24 protein-coding genes are annotated in these 23754 nt (G+C 71.2%); 16 read left to right on the forward strand and 8 right to left on the reverse strand.

Going from position 1 to position 23754, the window contains the following annotated elements:
- Positions 1–3: 3 nt before the first annotated feature.
- Together EV382_RS25915 and EV382_RS25920 are read right to left on the reverse strand one after the other, a co-directional pair.
- On the reverse strand, positions 4–1689 hold the full coding sequence (locus EV382_RS25915) for a GTPase (RefSeq protein ID WP_130406034.1): 1686 nt from the start codon (positions 1687–1689) through the stop codon (positions 4–6).
- Positions 1686–3506 carry a GTPase family protein gene (locus EV382_RS25920; RefSeq protein ID WP_130406036.1) on the reverse strand — a complete coding sequence of 607 codons (1821 nt, stop codon included), beginning with the start codon at positions 3504–3506 and terminating at the stop codon, positions 1686–1688. The genes EV382_RS25915 and EV382_RS25920 overlap by 4 nt, the downstream gene beginning before the upstream one ends.
- A gap of 220 nt (positions 3507–3726) precedes the next feature.
- On the opposite strand from EV382_RS25920, the gene dnaK reads away from it, so the two are divergent.
- From dnaK to EV382_RS25945, 5 genes are all read left to right on the forward strand, one after another.
- Positions 3727–5604: a molecular chaperone DnaK gene (gene dnaK, locus EV382_RS25925; protein ID WP_130406038.1), complete on the forward strand. Its 1878-nt coding sequence runs from the start codon at positions 3727–3729 to the stop codon at positions 5602–5604.
- A 48-nt stretch (positions 5605–5652) separates the two neighbouring features.
- Positions 5653–6408, forward strand: a complete 756-nt coding sequence (gene grpE, locus EV382_RS25930) for a nucleotide exchange factor GrpE (RefSeq protein WP_130406040.1) — start codon at positions 5653–5655, stop codon at positions 6406–6408.
- Between the two features lie 85 nt (positions 6409–6493).
- Entirely contained in the window at positions 6494–7678 is a 1185-nt protein-coding gene (gene dnaJ, locus EV382_RS25935; protein ID WP_130406042.1) for a molecular chaperone DnaJ, read from the forward strand.
- Between the two features lie 30 nt (positions 7679–7708).
- Entirely contained in the window at positions 7709–8149 is a 441-nt protein-coding gene (locus EV382_RS25940) for a heat shock protein transcriptional repressor HspR (RefSeq protein WP_130406044.1), read from the forward strand.
- Positions 8150–8287: 138 nt separating this feature from the next.
- A complete protein-coding gene (locus EV382_RS25945) occupies positions 8288–8482 on the forward strand; it encodes a hypothetical protein (RefSeq protein WP_130406046.1) in 195 nt (64 codons plus the stop codon).
- A gap of 128 nt (positions 8483–8610) precedes the next feature.
- Here the strand turns inward: EV382_RS25945 and EV382_RS25950 are convergent, their stop codons facing one another.
- The 3 genes from EV382_RS25950 to EV382_RS25960 all read right to left on the reverse strand — a co-directional run bounded on the left by EV382_RS25950 (position 8611) and on the right by EV382_RS25960 (position 10896).
- Positions 8611–9042 carry a hypothetical protein gene (locus EV382_RS25950; RefSeq protein WP_130406048.1) on the reverse strand — a complete coding sequence of 144 codons (432 nt, stop codon included), beginning with the start codon at positions 9040–9042 and terminating at the stop codon, positions 8611–8613.
- A gap of 142 nt (positions 9043–9184) precedes the next feature.
- Positions 9185–10390: a cation:proton antiporter gene (locus tag EV382_RS25955; protein ID WP_130406050.1), complete on the reverse strand. Its 1206-nt coding sequence runs from the start codon at positions 10388–10390 to the stop codon at positions 9185–9187.
- 5 nt (positions 10391–10395) lie between these two features.
- Positions 10396–10896 (reverse strand): cation:proton antiporter regulatory subunit, encoded by a 501-nt coding sequence (locus tag EV382_RS25960; RefSeq protein ID WP_030332098.1) that lies wholly within the window; start codon positions 10894–10896, stop codon positions 10396–10398.
- Positions 10897–10914: 18 nt separating this feature from the next.
- On the opposite strand from EV382_RS25960, the gene EV382_RS25965 reads away from it, so the two are divergent.
- A complete protein-coding gene (locus EV382_RS25965) occupies positions 10915–12015 on the forward strand; it encodes a beta propeller repeat protein (protein WP_130406052.1) in 1101 nt (366 codons plus the stop codon).
- Between the two features lie 202 nt (positions 12016–12217).
- Here EV382_RS25965 and EV382_RS34010 read toward each other — a convergent pair whose 3' ends face one another.
- Positions 12218–12406 (reverse strand): GntR family transcriptional regulator, encoded by a 189-nt coding sequence (locus EV382_RS34010; RefSeq protein ID WP_130406054.1) that lies wholly within the window; start codon positions 12404–12406, stop codon positions 12218–12220.
- A 106-nt stretch (positions 12407–12512) separates the two neighbouring features.
- Positions 12513–13649: an epoxide hydrolase family protein gene (locus EV382_RS25975; RefSeq protein ID WP_130406056.1), complete on the reverse strand. Its 1137-nt coding sequence runs from the start codon at positions 13647–13649 to the stop codon at positions 12513–12515.
- A gap of 85 nt (positions 13650–13734) precedes the next feature.
- On the opposite strand from EV382_RS25975, the gene EV382_RS25980 reads away from it, so the two are divergent.
- The 10 genes from EV382_RS25980 to EV382_RS26025 all read left to right on the forward strand — a co-directional run bounded on the left by EV382_RS25980 (position 13735) and on the right by EV382_RS26025 (position 22694).
- Positions 13735–14379 (forward strand): TetR/AcrR family transcriptional regulator, encoded by a 645-nt coding sequence (locus tag EV382_RS25980; RefSeq protein WP_130406058.1) that lies wholly within the window; start codon positions 13735–13737, stop codon positions 14377–14379.
- Between the two features lie 85 nt (positions 14380–14464).
- Entirely contained in the window at positions 14465–17056 is a 2592-nt protein-coding gene (clpB, locus tag EV382_RS25985; protein ID WP_130406060.1) for an ATP-dependent chaperone ClpB, read from the forward strand.
- A 114-nt stretch (positions 17057–17170) separates the two neighbouring features.
- On the forward strand, positions 17171–17554 hold the full coding sequence (locus EV382_RS25990) for a hypothetical protein (protein WP_130406062.1): 384 nt from the start codon (positions 17171–17173) through the stop codon (positions 17552–17554).
- Positions 17555–17623: 69 nt separating this feature from the next.
- A complete protein-coding gene (locus EV382_RS25995; RefSeq protein WP_130406064.1) occupies positions 17624–18478 on the forward strand; it encodes a hypothetical protein in 855 nt (284 codons plus the stop codon).
- A gap of 82 nt (positions 18479–18560) precedes the next feature.
- A complete protein-coding gene (locus tag EV382_RS26000; RefSeq protein ID WP_130406066.1) occupies positions 18561–19136 on the forward strand; it encodes a DUF4178 domain-containing protein in 576 nt (191 codons plus the stop codon).
- Positions 19137–19238: 102 nt separating this feature from the next.
- Positions 19239–20009 (forward strand): hypothetical protein, encoded by a 771-nt coding sequence (locus EV382_RS26005; RefSeq protein WP_130406068.1) that lies wholly within the window; start codon positions 19239–19241, stop codon positions 20007–20009.
- 72 nt (positions 20010–20081) lie between these two features.
- Positions 20082–20729 carry a hypothetical protein gene (locus tag EV382_RS26010; RefSeq protein ID WP_130406070.1) on the forward strand — a complete coding sequence of 216 codons (648 nt, stop codon included), beginning with the start codon at positions 20082–20084 and terminating at the stop codon, positions 20727–20729.
- Between the two features lie 11 nt (positions 20730–20740).
- Complete coding sequence (locus tag EV382_RS26015) at positions 20741–21550, forward strand: SDR family NAD(P)-dependent oxidoreductase (protein ID WP_130406072.1); 810 nt, start codon at positions 20741–20743, stop codon at positions 21548–21550.
- Positions 21551–21719: 169 nt separating this feature from the next.
- Entirely contained in the window at positions 21720–22259 is a 540-nt protein-coding gene (pyrE, locus tag EV382_RS26020; protein ID WP_112586136.1) for an orotate phosphoribosyltransferase, read from the forward strand.
- A 57-nt stretch (positions 22260–22316) separates the two neighbouring features.
- Positions 22317–22694 (forward strand): ArsR/SmtB family transcription factor, encoded by a 378-nt coding sequence (locus EV382_RS26025; RefSeq protein ID WP_030332125.1) that lies wholly within the window; start codon positions 22317–22319, stop codon positions 22692–22694.
- Between the two features lie 166 nt (positions 22695–22860).
- On the opposite strand, the gene EV382_RS26030 is transcribed toward EV382_RS26025, so the two are convergent.
- A complete protein-coding gene (locus EV382_RS26030) occupies positions 22861–23682 on the reverse strand; it encodes a DedA family protein (protein ID WP_130406074.1) in 822 nt (273 codons plus the stop codon).
- Positions 23683–23754: the final 72 nt, after the last annotated feature.

The raw sequence follows: 23754 nt of genomic DNA on the forward strand, positions 1-23754 counted from the left end.
GCGTCAGCGGCGCGCGGCGTCCCGCAGCGCGTCGCGGGCCTGCGCGTACGAGCCGAGCACGATCCGTACCGGTGTCAGCACGTACTCGTCGCCCACCTGGCCGACCCGGGCCGTCAGCCGCTGTTCGGCGCGGACCCGGGCGCGCCGCGCCGCCCACCGCACCGCCGGGCGGGTCGCCGCCGCCAGCAGCAGGCCGGCCAGCAGGCCACCGAGCAGCAGTAGGGTCGGCAGCGGCACCTGACCCACCATCGGGTTGTCCAGCGCGGGCAGGCCGAGCGCCCGCAGTGCGTAGCCGAGCACCAGCCAGCCCAGCCCGACCACGGCGGCGAGGGTGACCAACCACTGCGTACCGCCGACGAACCGCCACCACAGCGGCCGACGGTCGAGGCCGAGGTCGGTGCCGGCGATGGTGCGGTCCAGGGCGTCCGGCAGGTCGCCGAGGCGGGACCGGGCGGCGGAGGTCACCGCGCCGGGCCAGGCGGCCGGCAGGTCGGCGGCGGCCCGGTCGGCCACCGCGCGGATGGCGAGGCCGAGCGCCGAGCGCTGGGCGGCCGTCGGGTCCGGTACCGAGGTGGCGGCGACCAGGCTCTCCGCCGGGTCGGCCTGGTCGCCGGCCGGGCCGTGCAGGTGCAGCCGACGCAGCGGGTCGGGTCGCAACCGCCGCCAACCCCGGACCACCGGCCAACCGGTGGCCGCGCCGGCCCGATGCCGGTACGCCCGTTCCACGGCCGCGGTCACCGCGGGCACCCCGGCCGCCCCGGCCAACGCCCGGTTCAGCCCGTCGACGGCGGCGTCGTCCGGCCCACCCGCCGGCCGGGCCGAACCGACCAGCGCGTCCAGGCCGCCGACGACCGTGTCGACGTCACCCGCGAGCCGGCGCAACGCGGCCTGCCGCTCGGCGACGGTGCGTTCCAGGGCGGCGCGCAGCCCGACCATCCCGGCCGGATCGATGGCGGCGGTGGCCAGCAGTGGCACACCGGTCAGCCCGTCCGCGTCGAGGAGCCGACGCAGGTCGTCCAGGACCCGGGGCACCTCGGCCGGGGGCAGCCGGTCGGCCTGGTTGAGCACGACAACTGTGACGTCGCGGTGCCGGTGGAACTCGCGCAGGTAGCTGTCATGGATGACCCGGTCCGCGTACTTCTGCGGGTCGACCACCCAGACCACCTGGTCGACCAGGCCGAGGAGGCGGTCCACCTCAAGCCGGTGCGATCGCTGCACCGAGTCGAAGTCGGGAAGGTCGAGCAGGATCAGCCCGTGCAGGGCCGTCTCGTCGTCCCCGTCCAGGGCGCTCTCCCGGACGAAGCGGTGTCGGGGCAGGACGCCGATCCAGTCGAGCAGATGGTTGGCGCCCTCCAACGGCCCCCACACGCAGGCGTGGGTGACGCCGGTGGTCGGCCGGCGGACCCCGACCGGCGAGAGTTCCAGCTGAGCCAGGGCGTTGAAGAGGCTGGACTTGCCGCTGCCCGTGGCACCGGCCAGGGCGACCACGGTGTGGTCCCGGGACAGCGCGAGTCGGGTGCCGGCCCGCTCGACCAGGGTGTGCGCGGGCACCAGGTCGGAATCCGGGAGCAGACCGTCCACCACGGTCAGGAACCGGCGTACCGCCTCCAGCCGGGCGATCAGCGCGTCCGGGTCGACCCGCTGGTCGCCGCGGAACACCTCGCGTACCCGGCCGGCGATGTTGCTCACCGGAGGCCCTCCTCGTCGCCGACGGACAGGCCACTGCGGTGCCGGGCCAGCTCGACCCGGGCGGCGGCGCGGCGCAGCTCGTCGCCGGCGTCCACGGCGGGTCGGGCGTCGGCGGTGCGGTTCAGGAACCGGTCGGCCTCCGCGTCCAGCAGCGTCCGTACCCGGGCCAGCAGGTCGGTGCGGGCCTTGGCGGCGAGGGTACGCACCGCCTGGTCGCCGAAGATCGCCTGGAGGACGGCCTGCGCGGCAACCGTGGTGCCGGCGCCGGTGGCCACCTCCAGCCCGGTCGGGATGAACGCGGTGGAGGCGAAGACGGCGATCATCACGGCCAGCCCGGTGGCGTTCACCGCGTACGCGGCGGTGCGGGCCACGAACCGTTTGTCGCCGCCCTCGACCCGGACGAGCTCCAGCACTCCGCGCTGCCAGTCCCGAACCATGCGCTCGGCGCGTTCGGGTAGGTCGTCGCTGGGGTGGGCGAGCGCCGGGTCGAGCAGCCCGGCACCGGCCGGGTGGGCCTTCCACCCGGTGTACGCCGACTCGGCGGCCTCGGAAGCCACCCCGCGCAGCAGCGTCACCAGCTGTGATTCGATGGCGTTGCGCAGCTCGACGGCGGGTGCCGGCCGACCGGTGACGGCGGCCACGACCCGGTCCCGGAGGTGGCCGATCCGCGCCTCCAACGTGCGGAACAGCTCGCCGGTGCCGATGAACTCCTGCCAGCGGGCGAGCACCTCACCTCGGAGCAGCCGGCCGTCCTGGAGCCCCTGCTCGACGGTGCGTTCGGCACCCCGGTACGCGGCCCGGACCCGTTCGTCCAGCCCGTCGGCGGCGGCGAGCTGCTCGTCGGCGGCGTCGGCCAGATCTTCCACGATGGGGTGGAGCGCGGCCAGCGCCCCGTCGAGGGTCTGGCGGACCACCGCCGCCCGCGCGTCCGCGTCGGCGGCCAGCCGGGCGAACCAGTCGGCCAGCGGCGCGGTCACCCCCTCGGGCAGCAGCCCCTGACCGTCGACCCAGGTCTCGGGCAACACGAACAGTGGCGCCCGGTCGAGGTCCTGCTCGGCGAGCATCTCGGCCAGGTGTGCGGCGATCTCGTCGGTGGCCTCGGCGGGCACCCGGTCCAGCACCATGGCGATCACCGTGCCGCGCGCCCGGGCGCTGCGCAGCAGCTCCCAGGGCACCGCGTCGGCGTACCGGGCGGCGGTGGTGACGAAGAGCCAGAGGTCGGCGGCGGCCAGCAGTTGGCTGGCGAGTGCCCGGTTGGCGTCGACGACCGAGTCGATGTCGGGGGCGTCGAGGAAGGCCAGCCCGGCGGGCAGGGCGGGGGCGGTGACGAGGTGCAGGGAGCGTGGATCTTCGCTCGGCTCGGTGGTGCGGGTCAGCCCGGGTAGGAGGTCACCCTGCCGGAACCAGGCCGCGTCGGACGGGTTGCAGACCAGCACCGGGGAGCGGGTGGTCGGCCGGAGCACGCCGGCGGCGCTGACCCGGGCCTTGACCAGGCTGTTGACCAGGGTCGACTTACCCGCGCCGGTGGAGCCGCCGACCACCACGAGCAGCGGGGCGTCGAGCCGGGCGAGCCGGGGCAGCAGGTAGTCGTCGAGCTGGTCGGTGAGGGCGGTGGCGGTGTGCCGGGCGGAGCTGGCCGACGGCAGCGCGAGGGGATACCGGGTCGCGCCGATCGCCTCCCGGAGGCCCGACAGCGCGCCGGGGAGGCTGTCGTCCCCGGTCGGGGCGGGCGGCTCCCCCGCTGGGTCCGGCGGGTCGGTGCGGGCTGCGACGGCGGGCGCGCCGGAACGGGTGGCGGGATCGCCGTGCGTCGTCACCGCTAAAGCGTGCCCGACCGATGCAAGGGAAGACAACCGGACGGTAGTAACGGCTGGGTTGCGTCGGGTTGGCTCAAGTCAACTTGACGATTGGCTGACGCGTGGCACTATTGAGCCAAGTTCACTCAACTTGTGGTGGGGCCCGCTGCGGGCGGTGCTCGCCAGCAGCCCACGGGCGACGCCCGTCACCTGCACAACCTTACGAAGCGAGGAAGCGAAGATGGCACGTGCGGTCGGTATCGACCTCGGCACGACGAACTCCTGCGTCAGCGTTCTCGAGGGCGGTGAGCCCACCGTCATCGCCAACGCTGAGGGGTCGCGGACGACTCCGTCGATCGTCGCGTTCGCCCGCAACGGCGAGGTGCTCGTCGGTGAGGTCGCCAAGCGCCAAGCGGTGACGAACCCGGACCGGACGATCCGGTCGGTCAAGCGCGAGGTCGGCACGAACTGGTCCGTCGACATCGACGGCAAGAAGTACACCCCGCAGGAGATCTCGGCCCGGACGCTGATGAAGCTCAAGCGGGACGCCGAGGCGTACCTGGGCGAGCAGATCACCGACGCGGTGATCACCGTCCCGGCCTACTTCAACGACAGCCAGCGCCAGGCCACCAAGGAGGCCGGTGAGATCGCCGGCTTCAACGTGCTGCGGATCGTCAACGAGCCGACCGCGGCCGCCCTGGCGTACGGGCTGGACAAGGGCTCCAAGGAGCAGACCGTCCTGGTCTTCGACCTCGGCGGCGGCACCTTCGACGTGTCGCTGCTGGAGCTGGCCGAGGGCGTCGTCGAGGTCAAGTCGACCAGCGGTGACAACCAGCTCGGTGGCGACGACTGGGACCAGCGGATCATCGACCACCTGGTCAAGACGTTCCGTGGTGAGCACGGCATCGACCTGTCGCAGGACAAGATGGCCCTCCAGCGCCTCCGTGAGGCCGCCGAGAAGGCCAAGATCGAGCTGTCCGCCGCCACCACCACCAACATCAACCTGCCGTACATCACCGCCGGCGCGGCCGGCCCGCTGCACCTCGACGTGACGCTCAGCCGCGCCGAGTTCCAGCGGATGACGCAGGACCTGCTGGACCGGTGCAAGGGCCCGTTCGAGCAGGCCGTGAAGGACGCCGGGATCAAGATCTCCGACGTCGAGCACGTCATCCTGGTCGGCGGTTCGACCCGGATGCCCGCCGTGACCGACCTGGTCAAGCAGCTCACCGGCCGCGACCCCAACAAGGGCGTCAACCCGGACGAGGTGGTCGCCGTCGGCGCCGCCCTCCAGGCCGGTGTGCTCAAGGGTGAGGTCAAGGACGTCCTGCTGCTCGACGTGACCCCGCTGAGCCTGGGCATCGAGACCAAGGGCGGCATCTTCACCAAGCTGATCGAGCGCAACACCACCATCCCGACCAAGCGCTCCGAGGTCTTCACTACGGCGGACGACAACCAGCCGTCGGTGCTGATCCAGGTCTTCCAGGGTGAGCGCGAGATCGCGGCCTACAACAAGAAGCTCGGCACGTTCGAGCTGACCGGCCTGCCGCCGGCGCCGCGTGGCGTGCCGCAGATCGAGGTCGCCTTCGACATCGACGCCAACGGCATCGTCAACGTGCACGCCAAGGACCTGGGCACCGGCAAGGAACAGAAGATGACGATCACTGGCGGCTCCTCGCTGCCGAAGGACGACATCGAGCGGATGCGCCGGGACGCCGAGGAGCACGCGGAGGAGGACAAGCGCCGCCGCGACGACGCCGAGACCCGCAACGTGGCCGAGGCGCTCCAGTGGCAGACCGAGAAGTTCCTCGCCGAGAGCGGCGACAAGCTGCCCGGTGAGAACCGTGAGCAGCTCAACGAGGCGCTCGGCGAGCTGCGTGGCGCCCTCGGCGGTCAGGACATTGAGAAGATCAAGTCCGCGCACGAGAAGTTGGCGCAGGTCTCCCAGCAGGCCGGCTCGCTGCTCTACTCGTCTCAGGCCGAGCAGGGTCAGCAGCCGGGTGGCGAGCCCGGCCCGGGGGCGGCCGGCGCGACCGGTGCGGCCGGTGCGGCCGGTGCGCAGGCCGGCGGCGCCGACGACGTGGTCGACGCGGAAATCGTGGACGAGGACGGCAAGAAGTGACCGTCGGTCTCCGACACGTGTCCACCGCGAAGGGGATGAGGTAGCCGCATGACGCAGAAGCCACGAGCCGCCGACCCGGACGACACCGGGTCGACGCCGGGTGGCTCCGCGCCCACGGAGCCGACCACCGGCGACGGGGAGCGGGTCGTCATCCGCAACAACCGCAAGCTCGTCGACACCGCCGAGCCGGAGGGGACCGCCGCCGACGCGGAGACCGGGGTGCCCGCCGAGGGTCTGGTCGAGGACGCCGAGGTCGTGGTCGACGAGATCGAGGTCGAGGTCAACTCCACCGACGGGCCGGAACCGTCCGGCCCGGCGGTGGTCGACGCCCCGGCGCAGCCGGTGGACGGCGGCACGGGCACCCCGCTCGGCGTCGAGCTGGAGGCGCTCCGGGCCGAGCTCGACGAGCGGACCAGGGACCTGCAGCGGGTGTCGGCGGAGTACGCCAACTACCGCAAGCGGGTCGACCGTGACCGCAGCCTCGTGCAGGAGCAGGCGACCGGTTCGGTGCTCGCCGCGCTGCTGCCGATCCTGGACGACCTGGACCGGGCTCGGGAACATGGCGACCTGGTCGGGCCGTTCGGCACGGTGGCGGAACAGCTCACCACCGCGCTGGGCAAGTTCGGCCTGAACGCCTTCGGCGAGCAGGGCGACCCGTTCGACCCGACCCGGCACGAGGCCGTCGCGCACCAGACCTCGGCCGACGTCAGCGAGCCGACCTGCGTGCAGGTCATGCGACGCGGCTACCAGCTCGGTGAGCGGCTGCTGCGCCCCGCGCTGGTCGCGGTCGCGGATCCGGAATAGTGCCAGACAGTGACCGGGCCGTCCCGTCTGCCGCGCAGCGGTGGGCGGGACGGCCGGGCCACCAGGGTCGGAAGGAGGTGGACCGGTGAGTTCGAAGGACTGGATCGAGAAGGACTTCTACGCCGTGCTCGGCGTGGACAAGGCCGCCTCCGCGGATGACATCAAGAAGGCGTACCGCAGGGTGGCCCGGGAGTCGCACCCGGACCACAACCCGGGCGACCCGAAGGCCGAGGAGCGGTTCAAGGCCGCGTCCGAGGCGTACAACGTGTTGTCGGACAGCGGCCGTCGCCGCGAGTACGACGAGATGCGCTCGCTCTTCGGCTCGGGCGCGTTCCGCCGCAACGCCCGGGGTGGGGGTCAGCCGGGCGGCATGCCGTTCGACGTCTCCGACATGTTCGGTGGTGGCGGCGGAGGCGGTGATCGCCGCTTCGGAGGCGCCGGCTTCCAGGACCTGTTCAGTTCGATCTTCACTGGCGGCCAGGCCGGCGGGCAGGCGGCGCCACGCGGTCCGGCCCGTGGCCGGGACGTGGAGACCGAGGTGGCACTGGACTTCGGCGACGCGGTACGCGGGGTGACGCTGCCCCTGACGCTGCGCGCGCCCGGAGTCTGTGACACCTGCCATGGCAACGGGGCCAAGCCCGGCACCCAGCCGCGTACCTGCCCGGTCTGTCATGGTGCCGGGGTGACCACCCGCAACCAGGGGTCGTTCAGCTTCTCCGAGCCGTGCCGCAACTGCCAGGGCGTCGGCACCGTGGTGGAGGAGAAGTGCCCGGAGTGCCACGGCAGCGGCGGTGTCACCAAGACCCGCACCATGAACGTGCGCTTCCCGGCCGGGGTGGCCGACGGTCAACGCATCCGGCTGGCCGGGCGCGGCGAGCCGGGCGAGCGCGGTGGCCCGGCGGGTGACCTCTTCGTGCAGGTCAAGGTTCGGCCGGATGAGCTGTTTGGGCGTACCGGAGACGACCTGACGCTGACCGTGCCGGTCACCTTCGCGGAGGCCGTGCTCGGCACGGACCTGCGGGTGCCCACGCTCGACGGGGCGGTGACCCTCCGGGTTCCGCCGGGGACGCCGAGCGGGCGGGTGCTGCGGGCCCGGGGCAAGGGTGTGGTTCGACGCGATGGGCAGGCCGGTGACCTGCTGGTCACGCTGGACGTGGTGGTGCCGGCCCGGTTGTCGGACGAGGCGCGTACGGCGCTGGAGTCGTTCGCCGAGCAGACCCCGCCGGCGGGCCGGGAACATCTGGACGCACGGGTGCGTCGAGTCAGTTAGTCCGGTGGAATGGACGCGGAGGTGAGCGGGATGTCCGGCGAGTTCCTCGGTTCGGGCGACCCTGGCTACGAGGCCAAGGTTCTGATGATCTCGGTTGCGGCGCGGATGGCGGGGATGCACCCACAGACCCTGCGCCAGTACGACCGGCTGGGGCTGGTGCAGCCCGGCCGGGCCGCTGGTGGCGGGCGTCGCTACAGCGTCCGTGACGTGGTGCTGCTGCGCGAGGTGCAGCGGCTCAGCCAGGATGACGGGATCAACCTGGCCGGCGTCAAGCGGATCATCGGGCTGGAACGGCTGTTGGAGCAGGCGCAGCAGCGGGTGGCCCGACTGGAGGCGGAGCTGGACGCCGCGTACCGCCGGGTGGCGGAGTTGGAGTCGTTGGCCCGCTTCCCGGGCCGGGACCTGGTGCCGACCAACCGTACATCCACCGCACTGGTGGTGTGGCGGCCTCGCCGCACGCCCGATCGCTGACCTGCCACACACCCGGATCTGTCTCCTCGGCCCGGGCCGCGCTGGGATTCCCCGGCGCGGCCCGGGCCGCCTCGGTTAGCCTGTCAATAAGGGTCCAATCGGCTCAATCCGGACCTACCGGCATGGCGAGGGGGAGCGATGGCGGAGCCGGCGAAGAAGGTGGCCCAGCAGACGGAGGACCGGTTGGAGAACCTGGCCGAGACCATCCGCAAGAAGTTCGACAAGGTGACCGAGGGGACCTACCGGGACCGGATCATCGCGGGCCGGTTCGCTGAGGACGGCGACCACGCCGACGAGCGGAGCCGGGCCGAGCCGGAACGCCAGCGGGACTGATCGGTGACTGACGTGCGGGCCGGGAGCCACGGGGGGTCCCGGCCCGTTCGCCTGTCGTCAGGTGCCGGCCGGGACGCGGGGAGCGCAGCGGCGTAGGAACCCACACCCCGCTGGCGATCAGTTCGGTCTCAGCCGAGGCGGCGGTTCTCGCGGACCAGGCCGCCCTCGCACCAGTCGCGGTAGACGAAGAGATCCGGTCGCGCCAACAGCACCCGACCGTTGTGCGCCCAGATCTTCATCAGCTCGTCGCCGTCACGCTCGGCCTGTTCGACGAGCTTGCGGAAGCGACGCTTGGGGTGGGCGCGGAAGTTCGTCCGGATGCCGTCGGCCGCGTAGATGTAGAGGCAGTGCAGCGCGAACCGTCGGGCCGGGCAGGTGGAATCCATCGCTAACTCGAAGAGCGTCAACACCAGCCGGTCGCCGGAGACCAACAGGTCCCAGTCGGGTGGCATCGAGGCCAACGGCACCGAATCGGGCTTGTAGGCCCAAGCTCGCAACTCCGCCGGAGTCGGATCGACGGGGTTGGCGAAGCCGTGGAACGTCGATTCCTGCACGCTCACCGGCCAACCTTCCGCTCTCGCCCGCGTCTGGCAACGCTGCCTGCGGACCCTGGCTGCTGGGGCGAAACGGTAACCCGCCGTCGGGTGCTGCGGTAGTCCCCGTGGGGAGCAATTCAGCAACCGTTGGGCGGGTTACCGACCGTCAGTCGTGGATCGGGATCGAGGCTGGCCGCTGGGCCGCCGCACGGTTGCGCAGCCAGCGCTTGAACCACGGGAAGTCGGGCAGCCGAGCCAGGATCGGCCCGGTCACCACGGTGATCAGGACGTACGTCGCGGCCAGCGCTGCCAACCGTGGTTCGACGCTCCCGGCGGCCACCGCGAGCCCGGCGATGACGATGGAGAACTCACCTCGCGGTACGAGTGCCAGGCCGGTCCGCCATCGACCGGGCTCCGCGATGCCGACCCGGCGGGCGGCGAGGTAACCGGTGAGCGTCTTCGTCGCCATGGTGACCACGGCCAGGGCCAGAGCCGGCAGCAGCACCGGCGGAATGTCCTGCGGGCTGGTGGTCAGACCGAAGAAGACGAAGAACACCGCGGCGAACAGGTCCCGCAGCGGCGAGAGCAGCTCGGTGGCGTGGTGCGCCACCGGGCCGGAGAGGGCGATGCCGACCAGGAACGCGCCGACCGCCGCCGACACCTGGAGCGACGCGGCGATGCCCGCGATCAGCAACGTCAGACCGAGTACGCCGAGGAGCAGCGCCTCCGGGTCCTTCGCCGACAGGGCGGCGGAGATGAGGTGGCCGTACCGGATGGCGAGGACCAGCACGAGCAGCACCGTACCCACCGCGACGGTGAGCGCGATCCCGCCGCCGAGCAGGCCGGTACCGGCCAGGACGGCGGTGACGAGCGGCAGGTAGAGCGCCATCGCCAGGTCCTCGATCACCAGGACCGAGAGGATCACCGGGGTTTCCCGGTTACCGACCCGGCCCAGGTCGGCGAGGACCTTGGCGATCACGCCGGACGAGGAGACCCAGGTGATGCCGCCGAGTACCAGGGCGGCGACCCAATCCCAGCCGAGCAGCAGGGCGAACCCCGCCCCGGGCAGCGCATTGAGGACGCCGTCGATCAGCCCTGCGGGGGCCGCCGACCGGAGGTTGCCGACCAGTTCGTTGGCCGAGTATTCCAGGCCGAGCATCACCAGCAGCAGGATGACGCCGATCTCGGCGCCGACCGCGAAGAACTCCTCGCTGGCGTCCAGCGGCAGCAGCCCGCCGTGCCCGAACGCCAACCCGGCGAGCAGGTAGAGGGGGATGGGAGAGAGGCCGAAGCGCCGGCTCAGCCGGCTGAGCAGCCCAAGCAGCAGCAGCAGCGCACCGACTTCGATGAGCAGCGTGGTGAAATCGTGCATCCGCCTCAGCCGTCCGGGTCACTGTCGGCAAGGATGGCGGACACGCCGTCGAGACCCCTGCGGGTCCCGACAACGACCACCACGTCGCCGGCGGCGAAGCGGAAGGAGGGGAGTGGCGAAACGATCACTTCGCCTTCGCGCAGCACCGCCACGATGGAGGCGCTGGTGCGGGTACGCGCCTTGGTGTCGCCGAGCTTCCGGTTCACGTACGGCGAACCGGCCGTGATGGCGATCTGCTCGGTGAGGAGCCCGGCGGCCTGCTCGCGGAGCCCGGACAGCTGACCGAGCATCAGCGAGGCGCCGAGGATGTCGGCCAGAGCCTCAGCCTCGTCGTCGGTCAGCGGGATGTCCGACTGGCAGGCATCAGGGTCGTCGGGATCGTAGAGGACGAGATCACGTCGGCCGTTGCGGTGGGAAACCACGCCGAGCCGCCGCCCGGATTCGGTCACCAGATCGTGACGCACGCCGATGCCCGGTAAGGCAGTCTGTTCCACACGTACTCGCACCCGGGCAAGGCTACCCCCTTGGAGACGCCGATGATCGGCCGGATGTCGGGTCGGGCGGTGGTGCTGCTGCTCGTACCCCTGTTGGCTGGGTGTTCGATCGGCGATGTCCGCCGTGAACCGCCGACCGCGTCGCCCCGAGCAACCGTCACCGCGCCGCCTCCATCGGCCGCCGTCGCTGAGGTGCGCCGCGTCCGGGTCGCCGTTGCACAGCGGTACGCCCCGCCGTACGTCGAGTTCGTCGACGCCGAGCACGGCTACGCCCTCTTCGCCAACTGCGGCGAGCCGCCGCCCGGCGACGACTGTCCGGCGCGGCTCTTCGCCACGGATGATGGCGGACGGTCCTGGCGGGAGGTGCCACATCCCCACCCGGCGGCGGAGAACCACCAGCTCTATGCCGCGCCGGGGGTTCTGACGTTGTGGAGCGAGCCGCACGGCTGGTGGACCTCGACCGACGGTGGCACCTCGTTCACGCACGCGCTGGACGGGCCACCGCCGCAGTGGGTCGGCGCCCAGAGTCGAGTCCAGTTGATCGAGGACAGCGGTCAGGTCGGCGAGTGGGACGGCCAACGGCTGCGCCCGCTGGCCGCGCAGCCGCGCGTACCCGGGTTGAACACGGTCGATGCGGGCGACGGCCCGCTGGTGGTCGCGGCCGGGGAGAAGGACGGGAAGCCGTACGCGGCGGTCTCATTCGACCGGGGGCGGAGCTGGCAGCAGACCCCGGTGCCGGCACCCGACGGGCGCGTCGGTGTCCTGCGGGCCGTGGTCGAGCGGGACGGGACGGCCTGGCTGGTCGGGGAGCGGCCGGACCGCAATTCCTTCCCGGCGCTCTGGCGACTGCGCCGAGGGTGGGATCCGATCAGCGCCGACGGGCATCCGCCGCATATCCAATCCGTCGCGCCGATCGGCGGCGGGCTGCTCGCGGTGACCGGCCCTGGGGGCGCCGGGGCTGTCGGGGACGGTCATTACACGACGTTGCTCTGGCCGATCGGCCCCGAGCGCAGCCTGTCCGTGCTGGCCGACGGCACGATCGTGGCCGTCGGCGGGGACGGTGGAATCCTGCTCGGCGTCGGCCGGGTGGCCGAGCGCCGCTGGACGAAGATCATCCTCGACAACTCCTGACGACCCCACCGACGATCCGACCTGCGCGGAATGCCCCCTTACGCGGGACAGAAGGCGCAAGATCGCGGCCGAGTTCGGTCGATCATGGAGTTTTGGTGCCTGGTTTGGGTTTTTGCTGGCACTTGTCACCCGCCACAACTCCATGATCGAAGGGCGGGGCGGACTACGGCCACTCCGCCGGACGCAGCGGTGTAGTACTTGATCACCGAGAGAGATCTTGGATGAATCCGGCCCCGCCGGGGGCGCTTTCGCGCCTAGATCTACTTCTCGGCCACGTACGTGCCCTTGCCTTGGTGGCCCTGCCTTGGTGGCCCTCGATCAAGCCCTCGGCCTGCAGGATCAACAGGGCTGAGCGGACTGGCTCGGCGGACACGCCATAGTGCGAGATCATCTCGCGCCGACTTTCTGAAAGTCGAGTGGATGTCGAGTGGATCAAGCGTCGGCGCCCGCCCCGGTCGAGCGGAGCGGGCACCGATCAGTCGCACCGGACCTCGAGGTCAGCGGAGGCTGGCGAAGAACTCGCGGATGTCGGCGACCAGGACATCGGTGGCCTGGTGGGCGGCGTAGTGGCCACCGACGTCGCCGCGGCCGTCGACGTCGCTCTCGTACGCCGTCCAGCGGACAATGTTCGCGTGGTCGCGCTCGGCGAAGCGGCGGATGGACTGGAAGTCGCCGGGGAACATGGCCAGCGCGGTCGGAACGGTGGTCGGCTCGGTCGGCGGCTCGCCGGCGTGCGCGTCCTCCCAGTAGAACCGGATGGCCGAGGCGGCCGTGCCGGTGAACCAGTAGAGCGCCACGTTGCCCAGGATGAAGTCGGCATCCAGGCTCTCGTCGAAGAGCTGAGCGTTCCAGGCGAGCAGCCCCACCGGCGAGTCGGCCAGCGCGAACGCCAGGGTCTGCGGCTGCTGGCTGTGCACCTGGTTGAAGGAGAACTTGTTCTCGTAGAACCACTGGAGGTGCCCGAGCGCCGCCTGGTCCGCCTCGGAGAGCCCGGCGAACTCGGCCGGGTCACCCGAGGGGAACGAGAAGAGTTGGGTGACGTGTACGCCGAGCACGCGCTCCGGAGCGACCCGGCCCAGCTCCGGCGCGATCATCGAGCCGGCGTCGTTGCCGACCGCGCCGTAGCTGTCGTACCCCAGGCGGTTCATGAGCTCGGCCCAGGCGCGGGCGGTGCGGAACCGGTTCCAGCCGGCGCTGCGGGTCGGGCCGGAGAAGCCGTAGCCGGGCAGTGACGGGATGACCAGGTGGAAGGCCGGCGCGTCCGGGTCGGTCGGTTCGGTGAGCGGGGCGATCACGTCGAGGTACTCCAGCACCGAGCCGGGCCAGCCGTGGGTGAGCACCAGCGCGGTGGCGTCCGGCCGGGACGACCGGACGTGCAGGAAGTGGATCTGCTCGCCGTCGATCTCGGTGACGAACTGCGGGTGGGCGTTCAGGCGGGCCTCGACGGCACGCCAGTCGAACTCGCCCCGCCACCGGTCGGCGAGGGCGCGCACCCGGTCGGTGCTCATCCCGTACGAGTCGCCCGTGCCGGGCAGGTCGGCGGGCCAGATGGTGCGGCCGAGCCGGGCGGCCAGGTCGTCGAGGGCGGTCTGCGGGATCTCGACGCGGAACGGGCGGATCGCGGTGTCGCTCATGCCGGAACTCCTTCGGAACGGAATGTTTCGTTCTGCTACCACCGTAGCAGAGCGGAACGATCCGTTCCACTGTTAGGCTGGCGACATGTCACCGACTTCCCGTCAGGCGCTGGGCGGTCGCCGCGCCCAGGCCGCCCGCAACGACGAGGTCATCCTCGCCGCCGCCCGCGCCGTCTTCCTCGACGATCCGAAGGCCCCGATCGCCGCCGTCGCCGAACGCGCGGGCGTCGGCATCAGTGCGCTCTACCGGCGGTACGCGGGCAAGGAGGACCTGCTGCGTCAGCTCTGCCACGACGGGTTGCGCCGGTACGTCGCGGAGGCCGAGACCGCCCTCGCCGAGCCGGACGACTGGGCCGCGTTCACCGGTTTCCTGGCCCGGGTGGTCGACGCCGACGTGCACTCGCTCACCGTCCACCTCGCCGGCACCTTCACCCCGACCGAGGAGATGGGTCGGGACGCGGTGCGCGCCAACGACCTGGCCGTGCTGCTCTTCGAGCGGGCCCGGGCCAGCGGACGGCTGCGCGCCGACGCGGTCGTACCGGATCTGGGGTTGGTGTTGGAGGCGTGCGCCGCGGTCCGGGTCCCTGATCCGGAACGGACCCGCGAACTGCGCCGCCGGCAACTCGCGGTCCTGCTGGCCGGCCTGTCGACGGGGTCGGACGCGGACCCGCTGCCCGGCCCACCCCCGGCGGCTGGCGAGTTCGACTGGCGGTGGCGACGTCGGGAGTGATGGGCGTCACGCGCTAAGGTTGAGCGGAATACGCTCAACTCTGGTTGTGTCCAACCCAGTGGACAACGCCGATCCGGGGGAGCCCATGAACACCGAGAAACTCACCACCAAGAGCCGCGAAGCCATCACGGGCGCTGTCGCGCTGGCCAACCAGCGTGGGCACGCCACCGTGGAGCCGTGGCACCTGCTCCTGTCACTCCTGGACACCGACGGCTCGACCGCCACCGGTCTGCTGCGCGCCGTCGGGGCCGACCCGACCGAGCTGCGCCAGACCGCCCAGCGCGCGGTCGACAACCTGCCGGCCGCGCGCGGCTCCAGCATCGCCGAGCCGACGTTGGCCCGGGAGTTCGTCAACGCCATCGGCGCCGCGGAGCAGATCGCCCGGCCGTTGGGCGACGAATACACCTCCACCGAGCATCTGCTCGCCGGCCTGGCCCGGGTGGGCGGGGCGGTGTCCGGCGCGCTGAAGACCGTCGGTGCCACCGAGGAAGCCCTGGTCGGTGCCTTCCCGACCGTGCGCGGTGGGGACCGTCGGGTCACCACCGCCGACCCCGAGCAGACCTACCAGGCCCTGACCAAGTACGGCGTCGACCTCACCGGCAGCGCCCGGGACGGCAAGATCGACCCGGTCATCGGTCGGGACTCCGAGATCCGTCGGGTCATCCAGGTGCTCTCCCGGCGTACCAAGAACAACCCGGTGCTGATCGGCGAGCCCGGCGTCGGCAAGACCGCGATCGTCGAGGGCCTGGCCCAGCGGATCGTCACCGGCGACGTGCCCGAGTCACTGCGCGACAAGAAGCTGATCTCGCTGGACCTTGGCGCGATGGTCGCCGGCGCGCAGTACCGCGGGCAGTTCGAGGAGCGGTTGAAGTCCGTCCTGGAGGAGATCAAGAACTCCAACGGGCAGGTCATCACGTTCCTCGACGAGCTGCACACCGTCGTCGGCGCCGGCAAGGGCGAGGGCTCGATGGACGCCGGCAACATGCTCAAGCCGATGCTGGCCCGGGGCGAGCTGCGGATGGTGGGCGCCACCACGCTGGACGAGTACCGCGAGCACATTGAGAAGGACCCAGCGCTGGAGCGCCGCTTCCAGCCGGTCCTGGTTGGTGAGCCGACCATCGAGGACACCATCGGCATCCTGCGGGGGCTCAAGGAGCGCTACGAGGTGCACCACGGCGTACGGATCACCGACGCCGCGCTGGTCGCCGCCGCCACACTGTCCGACCGTTACATCACCGACCGGTTCCTGCCGGACAAGGCGATCGACCTGGTCGACGAGTCCGCGTCCCGGCTCCGGATGGAGATCGACTCCCGTCCGGTCGAGGTGGACGAGATCGAGCGGGCGGTCCGCCGGTTGGAGATCGAGGAGATGGCGCTGGCCAAGGAGCCGGACGCCGCCTCGGCCGAGCGGTTGGAGCGGCTCCGCCAGGAGCTGGCCGACAAGCGCGAGCAGCTCACCGTGCTCTCCGAGCGCTGGCAGACGGAGAAGAGCCACATCACCAAGCTCTCCACCGCCAAGGAGGAGTTGGAACGCCTCGGCGGCGAGGCCGAGCGGGCCGAGCGGGACGGCGAGTTGGAACGCGCCGCCGAGCTGCGCTACGGCCGGATCCCCGCCCTCAAGGTCGAGCTGACGCAGGCCGAGGAGGAGCTGGCGCAGCTCCAGGCCGATGGCGCGATGCTCAAGGAGGAGGTCGGCGCGGACGACATCGCCGCGGTGGTCGCCTCCTGGACCGGCATCCCCGCCGGCCGTCTGCTGGAGGGTGAGACGGCCAAGCTGCTGCGGATGGAGGAGTCGCTGGGCGGCCGGGTGGTCGGCCAGGCCGAAGCGGTCGGCGCGGTCTCCGACGCGGTACGCCGTGCCCGGGCCGGAATCGCCGACCCCGATCGGCCGACCGGCAGCTTCCTCTTCCTCGGCCCCACCGGTGTCGGTAAGACGGAGCTGGCCAAGGCCCTCGCCGAGTTCCTCTTCGACGACGAACGGGCCATGGTCCGCATCGACATGAGCGAGTACGGCGAGAAGCACTCGGTCGCTCGCCTGGTGGGTGCGCCACCCGGCTACGTCGGCTACAACGAGGGTGGTCAGCTCACCGAGGCGGTGCGCCGACGGCCGTACTCGGTGGTGCTGCTGGACGAGGTGGAGAAGGCCCACCCGGACGTCTTCGACGTGCTGTTGCAGGTCCTCGACGACGGCCGGCTCACCGACGGCCAGGGCCGCACGGTGGACTTCCGCAACGCGATTCTGATCCTCACGTCCAACCTCGGGTCGTCGGTGATCAGCGACCTGACGCTCGCCGACGAGCAGCGCCGCGAGGGCGTGCTGGCCGTGGTCCGATCGCACTTCAAGCCGGAGTTCCTCAACCGGCTCGACGACATCGTCGTCTTCGCCTCGCTGCGCGGGGACGACCTGCGCTCCATCGTCGACATTCAGCTGGATCGGATGCGGAACCGTCTTGCGGACCGCCGATTGGCACTGGAGATCACCGAGTCCGCCCGGCAGTGGCTCGCCGAGCACGGCTACGACCCGATCTACGGTGCCCGTCCGCTGCGCCGTCTGGTCCAGACCGCGATCGGAGACCAGTTGGCCAAGGCCCTCCTGGCCGGCCAGATCCGCGACGGCGACACGGTAAAGGTGGACCGCACCCCCGACCCCAAAACCCTCTCAGTAACCCCCGCCTAAAACCCACCCCTTAAGGCGGTGATCAAGAGGTTTGCGTCAGATCCGCGTCTTCTCATGACGCAAACCTCTTGATCAACAGGGTGGGGCGGGGGTGGGCGGGGAAAGAGTTGGGACATGTTCGGGATTGGGAAAGACAAGTGGGAACGGGAACTCCGTGCGGCCGTTGACACATTGCTGACGGCCGACACGCTCGCCTTCGGAGGAGTCGGCATCGCCGGGAAACTGCTGCCGGTGACCGAGGCGTACGAGCGGGTCTCGGCCGCTCTCGACGACCACCCCGAGGAGGTACGCCGCCAACTCGACCGGGTGCTGGCCGACGGCACACCCGCCGGCCGGGCGTACGCGGCCACGCTGCTGGAGCGCGTCGACCCGGCAGCGGCCCGAGCGGCCTGGACGTCGCTGCGGGACGACCCGAGTGAGTTCACCACCTTCGTCGGGTGCGTGATGGACCGCGAAACCCTTGGCACGTACGCCAGTGGGCGGCTCACCGCGACGTGATCCATTCGCCGGTCGGTGCTGCCCGATTGGTTCTGCCGGTCGCCGACAACGCGCCGTACGTTGCGAGCCATGAGCCCGCCCGCCACCGCGCCGCGTCCGCCCCGCCCGGTTACCGTGACCATCGCCTTCTGGCTGCAACTGACGGTGGTGCTGGTGCTGCTCGGTCTGGCCGCGCTGACCGTGGTCCAGGCGGTGCACTTCGACGGCCAGATCGACCGCGCGGTGCGACTGGTGCCGGACGCCGACCCGGACGAGGTGACAGGCGAGCGGCAGGGCAACATCGCGATGGCGCTGATCCTCGGCGTACCGGCGGTGCTGCTCGCGGTCTGGCTGGCGGCCACCGTCGTGCCGGTCCGGCGGGGCGCCAACGTCGCGCGGATCCTGGTCTTCGTCGCCAGTGGCGCGCAGCTGCTCGTCTGCTTCACGCAGTGCTGTTCCGGAGCGTTTGTGGTGCCACTGCTGGCCGCCCCGGAGATCGGGGGCGAGCCGCCACCGGAGTGGGACGACGAGTGGGAGACGTCGACGTTCTTCGACACGCTCTACGCCGGCACCGACCCCTGGGACGATCTGATCTTTCCCGCGGCAGGGGTGGGCGTGCTCACCGTTCTGATGCTCTCCGCGGCCGTGGTCCTGCTGTTGGCGTTGCCGCCCGCGAACCGCTGGTTCGTGCCGCGTACCGCGAACGAGACGTTGCCCGGCCCGACCTGGGCGATGCCCATTCCCACCTACGCCCCGATCGGTTACGGATACCCGACGACTCCGTTCGTGCCGGGCTTCCTGCCGCCGAACCAGCCGCTCCCACCCGGCTACCTGATCTGCCCCGACCCGGCCGCGCACCTGACGCCGGGCGTCCCGGGTACCTCGCCCGGGCCGACCGGACCGCCGACGGCGCCCCCGGAGGACGCGCCCGACCACCTTCGCTAGCTGAGCTGTCGGCCACAGCACGGGTCTTCCTGGTGCCGAGCGTTGTTACCGTCTGCGCCGACGTACCTGGGGAGGTGGTCGGGTGGACACGCTGGTGACGTGCCTGCTGGCGGCTGTTGCCGTGGTCGCGGTGGCCGTGATCGTCGTGCAGGCGCGCCGATGGGCGGCGAGCCGGGCGGACGGCCGGCCGGCGGAGTCGCCGCGCGGCGGCCCGCTGCGTCTGGCCCCGGGTGACCGCGTGCGGATTCGCGAGCAGGAGTACGCGGTGACCGGCACGATCCGCCTCGTCGAGGGCGACTGGAGTTGGGCGCAGCACCTGCTCGACGACGACTCCGGGACCCGCCACCGGCTCTCCGTGGAGAACGGCACCGAACTCGAACTGGTGCTCTGGACCGCCGAACCGGGTGCCGCCGTCACCCCGGGCGCCCCGACCATCGAACTCGGCGGGCGGCGCTACACCTGGGCCGAGACCGGGCAGGCCCGCTACACCGCCACCGGCGAGACCGGACTGCCGTCGACCGGAACGATGCGCTACCACGACTACCAGTCCGGTGGCGCCGCCCGGCTCTCCTTCGAGGCGTACGGCGAAGAGGGTTGGAGGGTGGCCCTCGGTCACCTGCTCGACCCCGCCGACCTGACGATCCGCCCCCACGCCTGAGGCCACCTGAGCCGGACCGGGCGGGCGCGCCAGGCTGGTCGAGGCATGCCGAATTGGCCGGATGTCGATACGGTGTGGGCGCGATCTTAGGGAAGGAGAATCGTGGTCGATTCCCAGAGCACGCCGGCCCGTCAGCGGCCATCCATTGTGTCGATTTCCAGTTACCTGCTCTTCCTGTTCGTGGCGCTCCAGGTGATCAGTCTGATCATCACGCTCAGCACCTTCGGCAAGACGCGCGACGCGCTCCGTGACGCGTACGCGGACAGCACGGTGGAGGGCGCCGACCAGGTGGCCGACGTCTTCGCCGTCGTCGGCATCGGCGGCAGCATCGTCCTGCTGCTGCTCGCGGTCGTGCTGGGCGTCCTCGCGCTGTTCAACAACCAGGGCCGCAACGGTGCCCGGATCACCACCTGGATCGTCGGCGGCATCATGGTCTGCTGCGTCGGCGGTGGCCTGCTCAGCAACGCGGCCGGCGGTCTCAACGCCGGTGGTGGCGGGACCGGCGGCGACGGGCCGACCCCTGAGGAGGTCCAGCGCCGCCTGGAGGACGCCCTGCCCGACTGGGTCACCCCGGTCAGCCTCCTGCTCGGCGTGCTCAGCCTGATCGCGCTGATCACGGCGCTGATCCTGCTGGCGCTGCCGAAGGCGAACCCGTTCTTCCGCAAGCAGGCCGCAGCCTGGGAGCCGCCGACTCCGGGCGCCAGCTACCCGGGTCAACCGCAGGCGCCGGGTCAGCCCGGCTACCCGCAGGCAACCGGCGAGCCGGGCTATCCGTCGACTGGGGAGCCCAGCTACCCGCCGCCGCCGGCCACGAACCGGCCGGACGACACGCCGCCGACGGACCGGCCCGGGTCGACTCCGCCGTCGAGCTGACGGCCCGATAAGCACGACGCCGACGATCCCTCCGAGTAGGTTGCAACCCGACGCCTACCGGAGGGATTCGTCGTGTCGTACCCCGAATCGGCACCGGTCCGCCGGCCCGCCGCCGTCCTGTCGGCCACGACCGTGCTGCTGGTGATGGCGGTCGCCGCGCTCGCGTACGCGGTGGTCGACCTGGTGGTGCTGGGCGGGACGGTCGACGCGTTCCGCTCCGCCGCCCGGGACACCTCGGCCAGCCCGGAGCAGATCAACGACGTGGTGACGCTGCTCCGCGCGTCCGCGGTGCTGGCGGCGGTGGTGGCGGCGCTCTCCGCGCCACTGCTCGCCGGCCTGGCCCTCGGGCTGCTGACCGGTCGCAACGGCGTCCGGGTGGCGACCTGGGTGGTCAGCGGGCTTGGCCTGCTCGCCGGCTGTTGCAGCGCGGCGGTGGTCGTCGGGGAACGCGCCGCCCCGCTGCAACTGGGCTCCGACGAGCAGGCCCTCGCCGAAGTGCTGGGTCTGCTCGGCGACGCGTACCCGTCCTGGTGGATCCCACTCAATGCCGGGCTTTCCGTCGCGCAGGGGCTCGGTTACCTTGTAGTAGCTTTGCTGCTGGCGTTGCCGGCGGCGAACAACTGGTTCGGTCGCCACCGCTCGACCACGCCAACCGCACCGCCAATGTTCCCGCCCGCCGCGCACCAGCCCCCGTACCCGCCCCCGTACCCGCCCAGGTGAGGACCGCCCCCGTGACGCTCGACCCCACCGCCGCCGAGCGCCGTGCCCTGATCACCGGGGCCACCGCCGGCATCGGCGCGGCGTTCACCCGGCGACTGGCCGCCGACGGCTGGCACCTGGTGCTGGTTGCCCGCGACGCGGCGCGGCTGACCGAGTTGGCCACCGAGTTGGGTTCCACGTACGGCCGCGAGGTGGAGACAATCCCAGCGGATCTGTCCACCGACGACGGCTGCGCCACCGTGGAGCAGCGGCTCGCCGACGGCAGCCCGGTACACCTGCTGGTCAACAATGCGGGGATCAGCCTGAACAAACCGTTCCTGCGCTCCACGGCGGAGGACGAGGCGCGGCTGCTGCGGCTCAACGTGCACGCAGTCATGCGGTTGACCCTGGCGGCGCTGCGGCCGATGACCGAACGGCGAAATGGGGCAGTGATAAATGTCTCTTCCGTTGCCGGTTTCGGCACGGCGATGCCCGGATCGACGTACTCCGCCAGCAAGGCGTGGGTGACCAACTTCAGCGAGTCCGTGGGCCAGTCGACACGGCCGTTCGGCGTTCAGGTGATGGCTCTCTGCCCCGGCTACACCCGCACGGAATTCCACCAGCGGGCCGGCATCAACATGTCCAAGACGCCGGAGTGGCTGTGGCTGCGGGCCGAGGATGTGGTCGACGAAGCCCTGCGTGACCTGCGAAAAGGCAAGATGGTCAGCATCCCGGCGTGGAAGTACAAGGTGGTCGTCGCCGGTATGCGACACGCGCCGCGCCGACTCCTCCAGGCGGTCGCCCGGGACACCCGCGGCCGGATCGGTCGCGACGAGCGCTGAGCTTCGACAGGCCCGTCGACCCCGAGGCAGTGGCGGGACAACGTTGGCGCGCCGCTGTCAGGCCAGTCGCTGAGCGTAGTCGAGCATCGCCAGTCATCGGTTCCCTCCGGGGCTGATCAGGGTGGACCCCGCACGCGGCGTTCAGACTTGCGCAGTAACCTCTATCGCCATGGGGGACCACGACGACCTGCGTAAATTCATTACCGACCTGGCTGTGGTCCACGGCCGGGTCGTCCTCTCGTCGGGGCGCGAAGCAGACTGGTATGTGGATCTGCGGCGCGTCACGCTCCATCACCGGGCCGCTCCTCTGGTCGGCCGGGTGTTGCTGGACCTCACCGCCGACTGGGAGTTCGACGCCGTTGGGGGCCTCACCCTGGGCGCAGACCCTGTGGCGCTCTCGATGCTGCACGCCGCCGCTCCGACCGGCCGGGCCCTGGACGCCTTTGTGGTGCGCAAGGCGGGCAAGGCCCACGGTCTTCAGCGGCGGATCGAGGGACCGGAGGTGGCCGGCCGCCGGGTGTTGGCGGTGGAGGACACATCCACGACGGGCGGAAGTGTTTTGACCGCTGTCGAGGCGCTTCGCGAGGCCGGAGCGGAAGTCGTGGGCGTGGTGGTTATTGTTGATCGAGGCGCCGGCGACGCGGTGCGAGCCGCCGGATTGCCGTACCGGGCGGCCTATACGTTGGCTGACCTCGGCCTTGTGGCGTAAAAGTCTGCCGATTCGGATCTGCTGATATGCAGGCGGATCGATGCTGCTGGTGGAAGGATGGAATACGTGGGAACTGCGTTGGCCGAAATGACTATGCCTCAGATCTCGCCGCTAAACGGCGAGCCGATCGAACGTGCCGATGCCGAGCGTCTCGCCGGGGTCCTCAAGGCCCTTGCTGATCCTGCTCGGTTGCGGCTGCTCAGCCTGATCCAGTCGGCCCCCGAGGGCGAGGCGTGCGTCTGTGACCTGACGGCGCCGCTCGGCCTCTCTCAGCCGACGGTCAGTCATCACCTGCGTATCCTCACCGAGGCCGGCTTGTTGCAGCGGGAGAAGCGCGGTGTCTGGGCGTACTACAGCCTGGTCCCGAGTGCGATCGCGACGATCGCGGACCTGCTGACCCCGCCGCGTAAGCGGGCCACCAAGAAGGCCCGCTGACGTAGGCACTACACGCCGTCCTGAGTCGGGACGGCGTCCGGTGGCGAGCCAGGGGTGGCGCCACCGGTGGGTGACACCTGCTCGTCCCCGGTCGCACCACCGGAGGCCGGGTTCGACATGCTGACGGCCGACCCCCTCACCAGGGGGCCGGCCGTCGTCGTACCCCTCAACGGTCCTGGCCGTGCTCCGGGCGCTGGTGGCCGTGCGGGTGCCGGTCGTGGTCGAACGCCTCGCGGGCCGCCTCCACCGCGCCGGCGGCGCTGGCCGCCGCGACCACCGCGACCGCCTCGCCGCGCTTACGAGCCCGCCGGTCCCGGAGGAACTCGAAGAAGATCGGCAGCACCGAGATCAGAATGATCAGGGCGACCACCGGCAGGATGTAATGGTCGATCTTGTCGCCGATGGCCTGGTAGATCTGTTCGGCCAGCAGGTAGCCGATCAGCAGGATGCCGTCCACCCAGAGCACCGCGCCGACGATGTTCCAGAGCAGGAACTTCCGGGCCGGCATGCCGAGCGCGCCCGCGACCGGGTTGAGGAACGTCCGGACGATCGGAATGAAGCGGGCCAGCACGACGGCCTTCGCCGGGCCGAACTTCTCGAAGTAGTACTCGGCCTTCTCCACGTACTCCTTCTTGAAGAGTCGGGAGTTCGGCCGCTCGAACATCGGCCGGCCGTACCGCGCGCCGAGCCAGTGCCCCAGCTGGGCGCCGACGATCGCGCAGATCGGCCCACCGATCAGCAGGCCGGCGAGGGAGAGCCGGGTGCCGTCGCCGAAGATCGCGTCCGCCACCGGTGACGAGGCCACCCCGGCGAGGAACAGCAGCGAGTCGCCCGGGAAGAAGAAGCCCACCAGCAGGCCGGTCTCGGCGAAGAGGATCACCCACACGCCGATCAGCCCGAAGGTCTGCAACAGTTCCTTGGGATCGAGCGGGTTCAGGGCGACGCTCTCCACGAGGGCGCGGGTCTTCTCAGCTGTGTCCACGGCCACAAAGGGTACCGAAGCCCGGGGCCCCGGCCGCGCCGGACCGGCCCGGCACCACCCGCCCGCGCCGTGGGGCGC

The sequence above is a fragment of the Micromonospora violae genome (genome assembly GCF_004217135.1).
GTDB classification, from domain to species: Bacteria; Actinomycetota; Actinomycetes; order Mycobacteriales; family Micromonosporaceae; genus Micromonospora; species Micromonospora violae.

Coding starts and splice junctions, on each gene's coding strand:
- EV382_RS26025 (WP_030332125.1), top strand. CDS start 22,317: ATGGAATACGTGGGAACTGCGTTGGCCGAAATGACTATGCCTCAGATC.
- EV382_RS34010 (WP_130406054.1), bottom strand. CDS start 12,406: ATGATCTCGCACTATGGCGTGTCCGCCGAGCCAGTCCGCTCAGCCCTG.
- dnaK (WP_130406038.1), top strand. CDS start 3,727: ATGGCACGTGCGGTCGGTATCGACCTCGGCACGACGAACTCCTGCGTC.
- EV382_RS25975 (WP_130406056.1), bottom strand. CDS start 13,649: ATGAGCGACACCGCGATCCGCCCGTTCCGCGTCGAGATCCCGCAGACC.
- EV382_RS25995 (WP_130406064.1), top strand. CDS start 17,624: ATGAGCCCGCCCGCCACCGCGCCGCGTCCGCCCCGCCCGGTTACCGTG.
- EV382_RS25945 (WP_130406046.1), top strand. CDS start 8,288: ATGGCGGAGCCGGCGAAGAAGGTGGCCCAGCAGACGGAGGACCGGTTG.
- pyrE (WP_112586136.1), top strand. CDS start 21,720: ATGGGGGACCACGACGACCTGCGTAAATTCATTACCGACCTGGCTGTG.
- EV382_RS25990 (WP_130406062.1), top strand. CDS start 17,171: ATGTTCGGGATTGGGAAAGACAAGTGGGAACGGGAACTCCGTGCGGCC.
- EV382_RS25980 (WP_130406058.1), top strand. CDS start 13,735: ATGTCACCGACTTCCCGTCAGGCGCTGGGCGGTCGCCGCGCCCAGGCC.
- grpE (WP_130406040.1), top strand. CDS start 5,653: ATGACGCAGAAGCCACGAGCCGCCGACCCGGACGACACCGGGTCGACG.
- EV382_RS25955 (WP_130406050.1), bottom strand. CDS start 10,390: ATGCACGATTTCACCACGCTGCTCATCGAAGTCGGTGCGCTGCTGCTG.
- clpB (WP_130406060.1), top strand. CDS start 14,465: ATGAACACCGAGAAACTCACCACCAAGAGCCGCGAAGCCATCACGGGC.
- EV382_RS25940 (WP_130406044.1), top strand. CDS start 7,709: ATGTCCGGCGAGTTCCTCGGTTCGGGCGACCCTGGCTACGAGGCCAAG.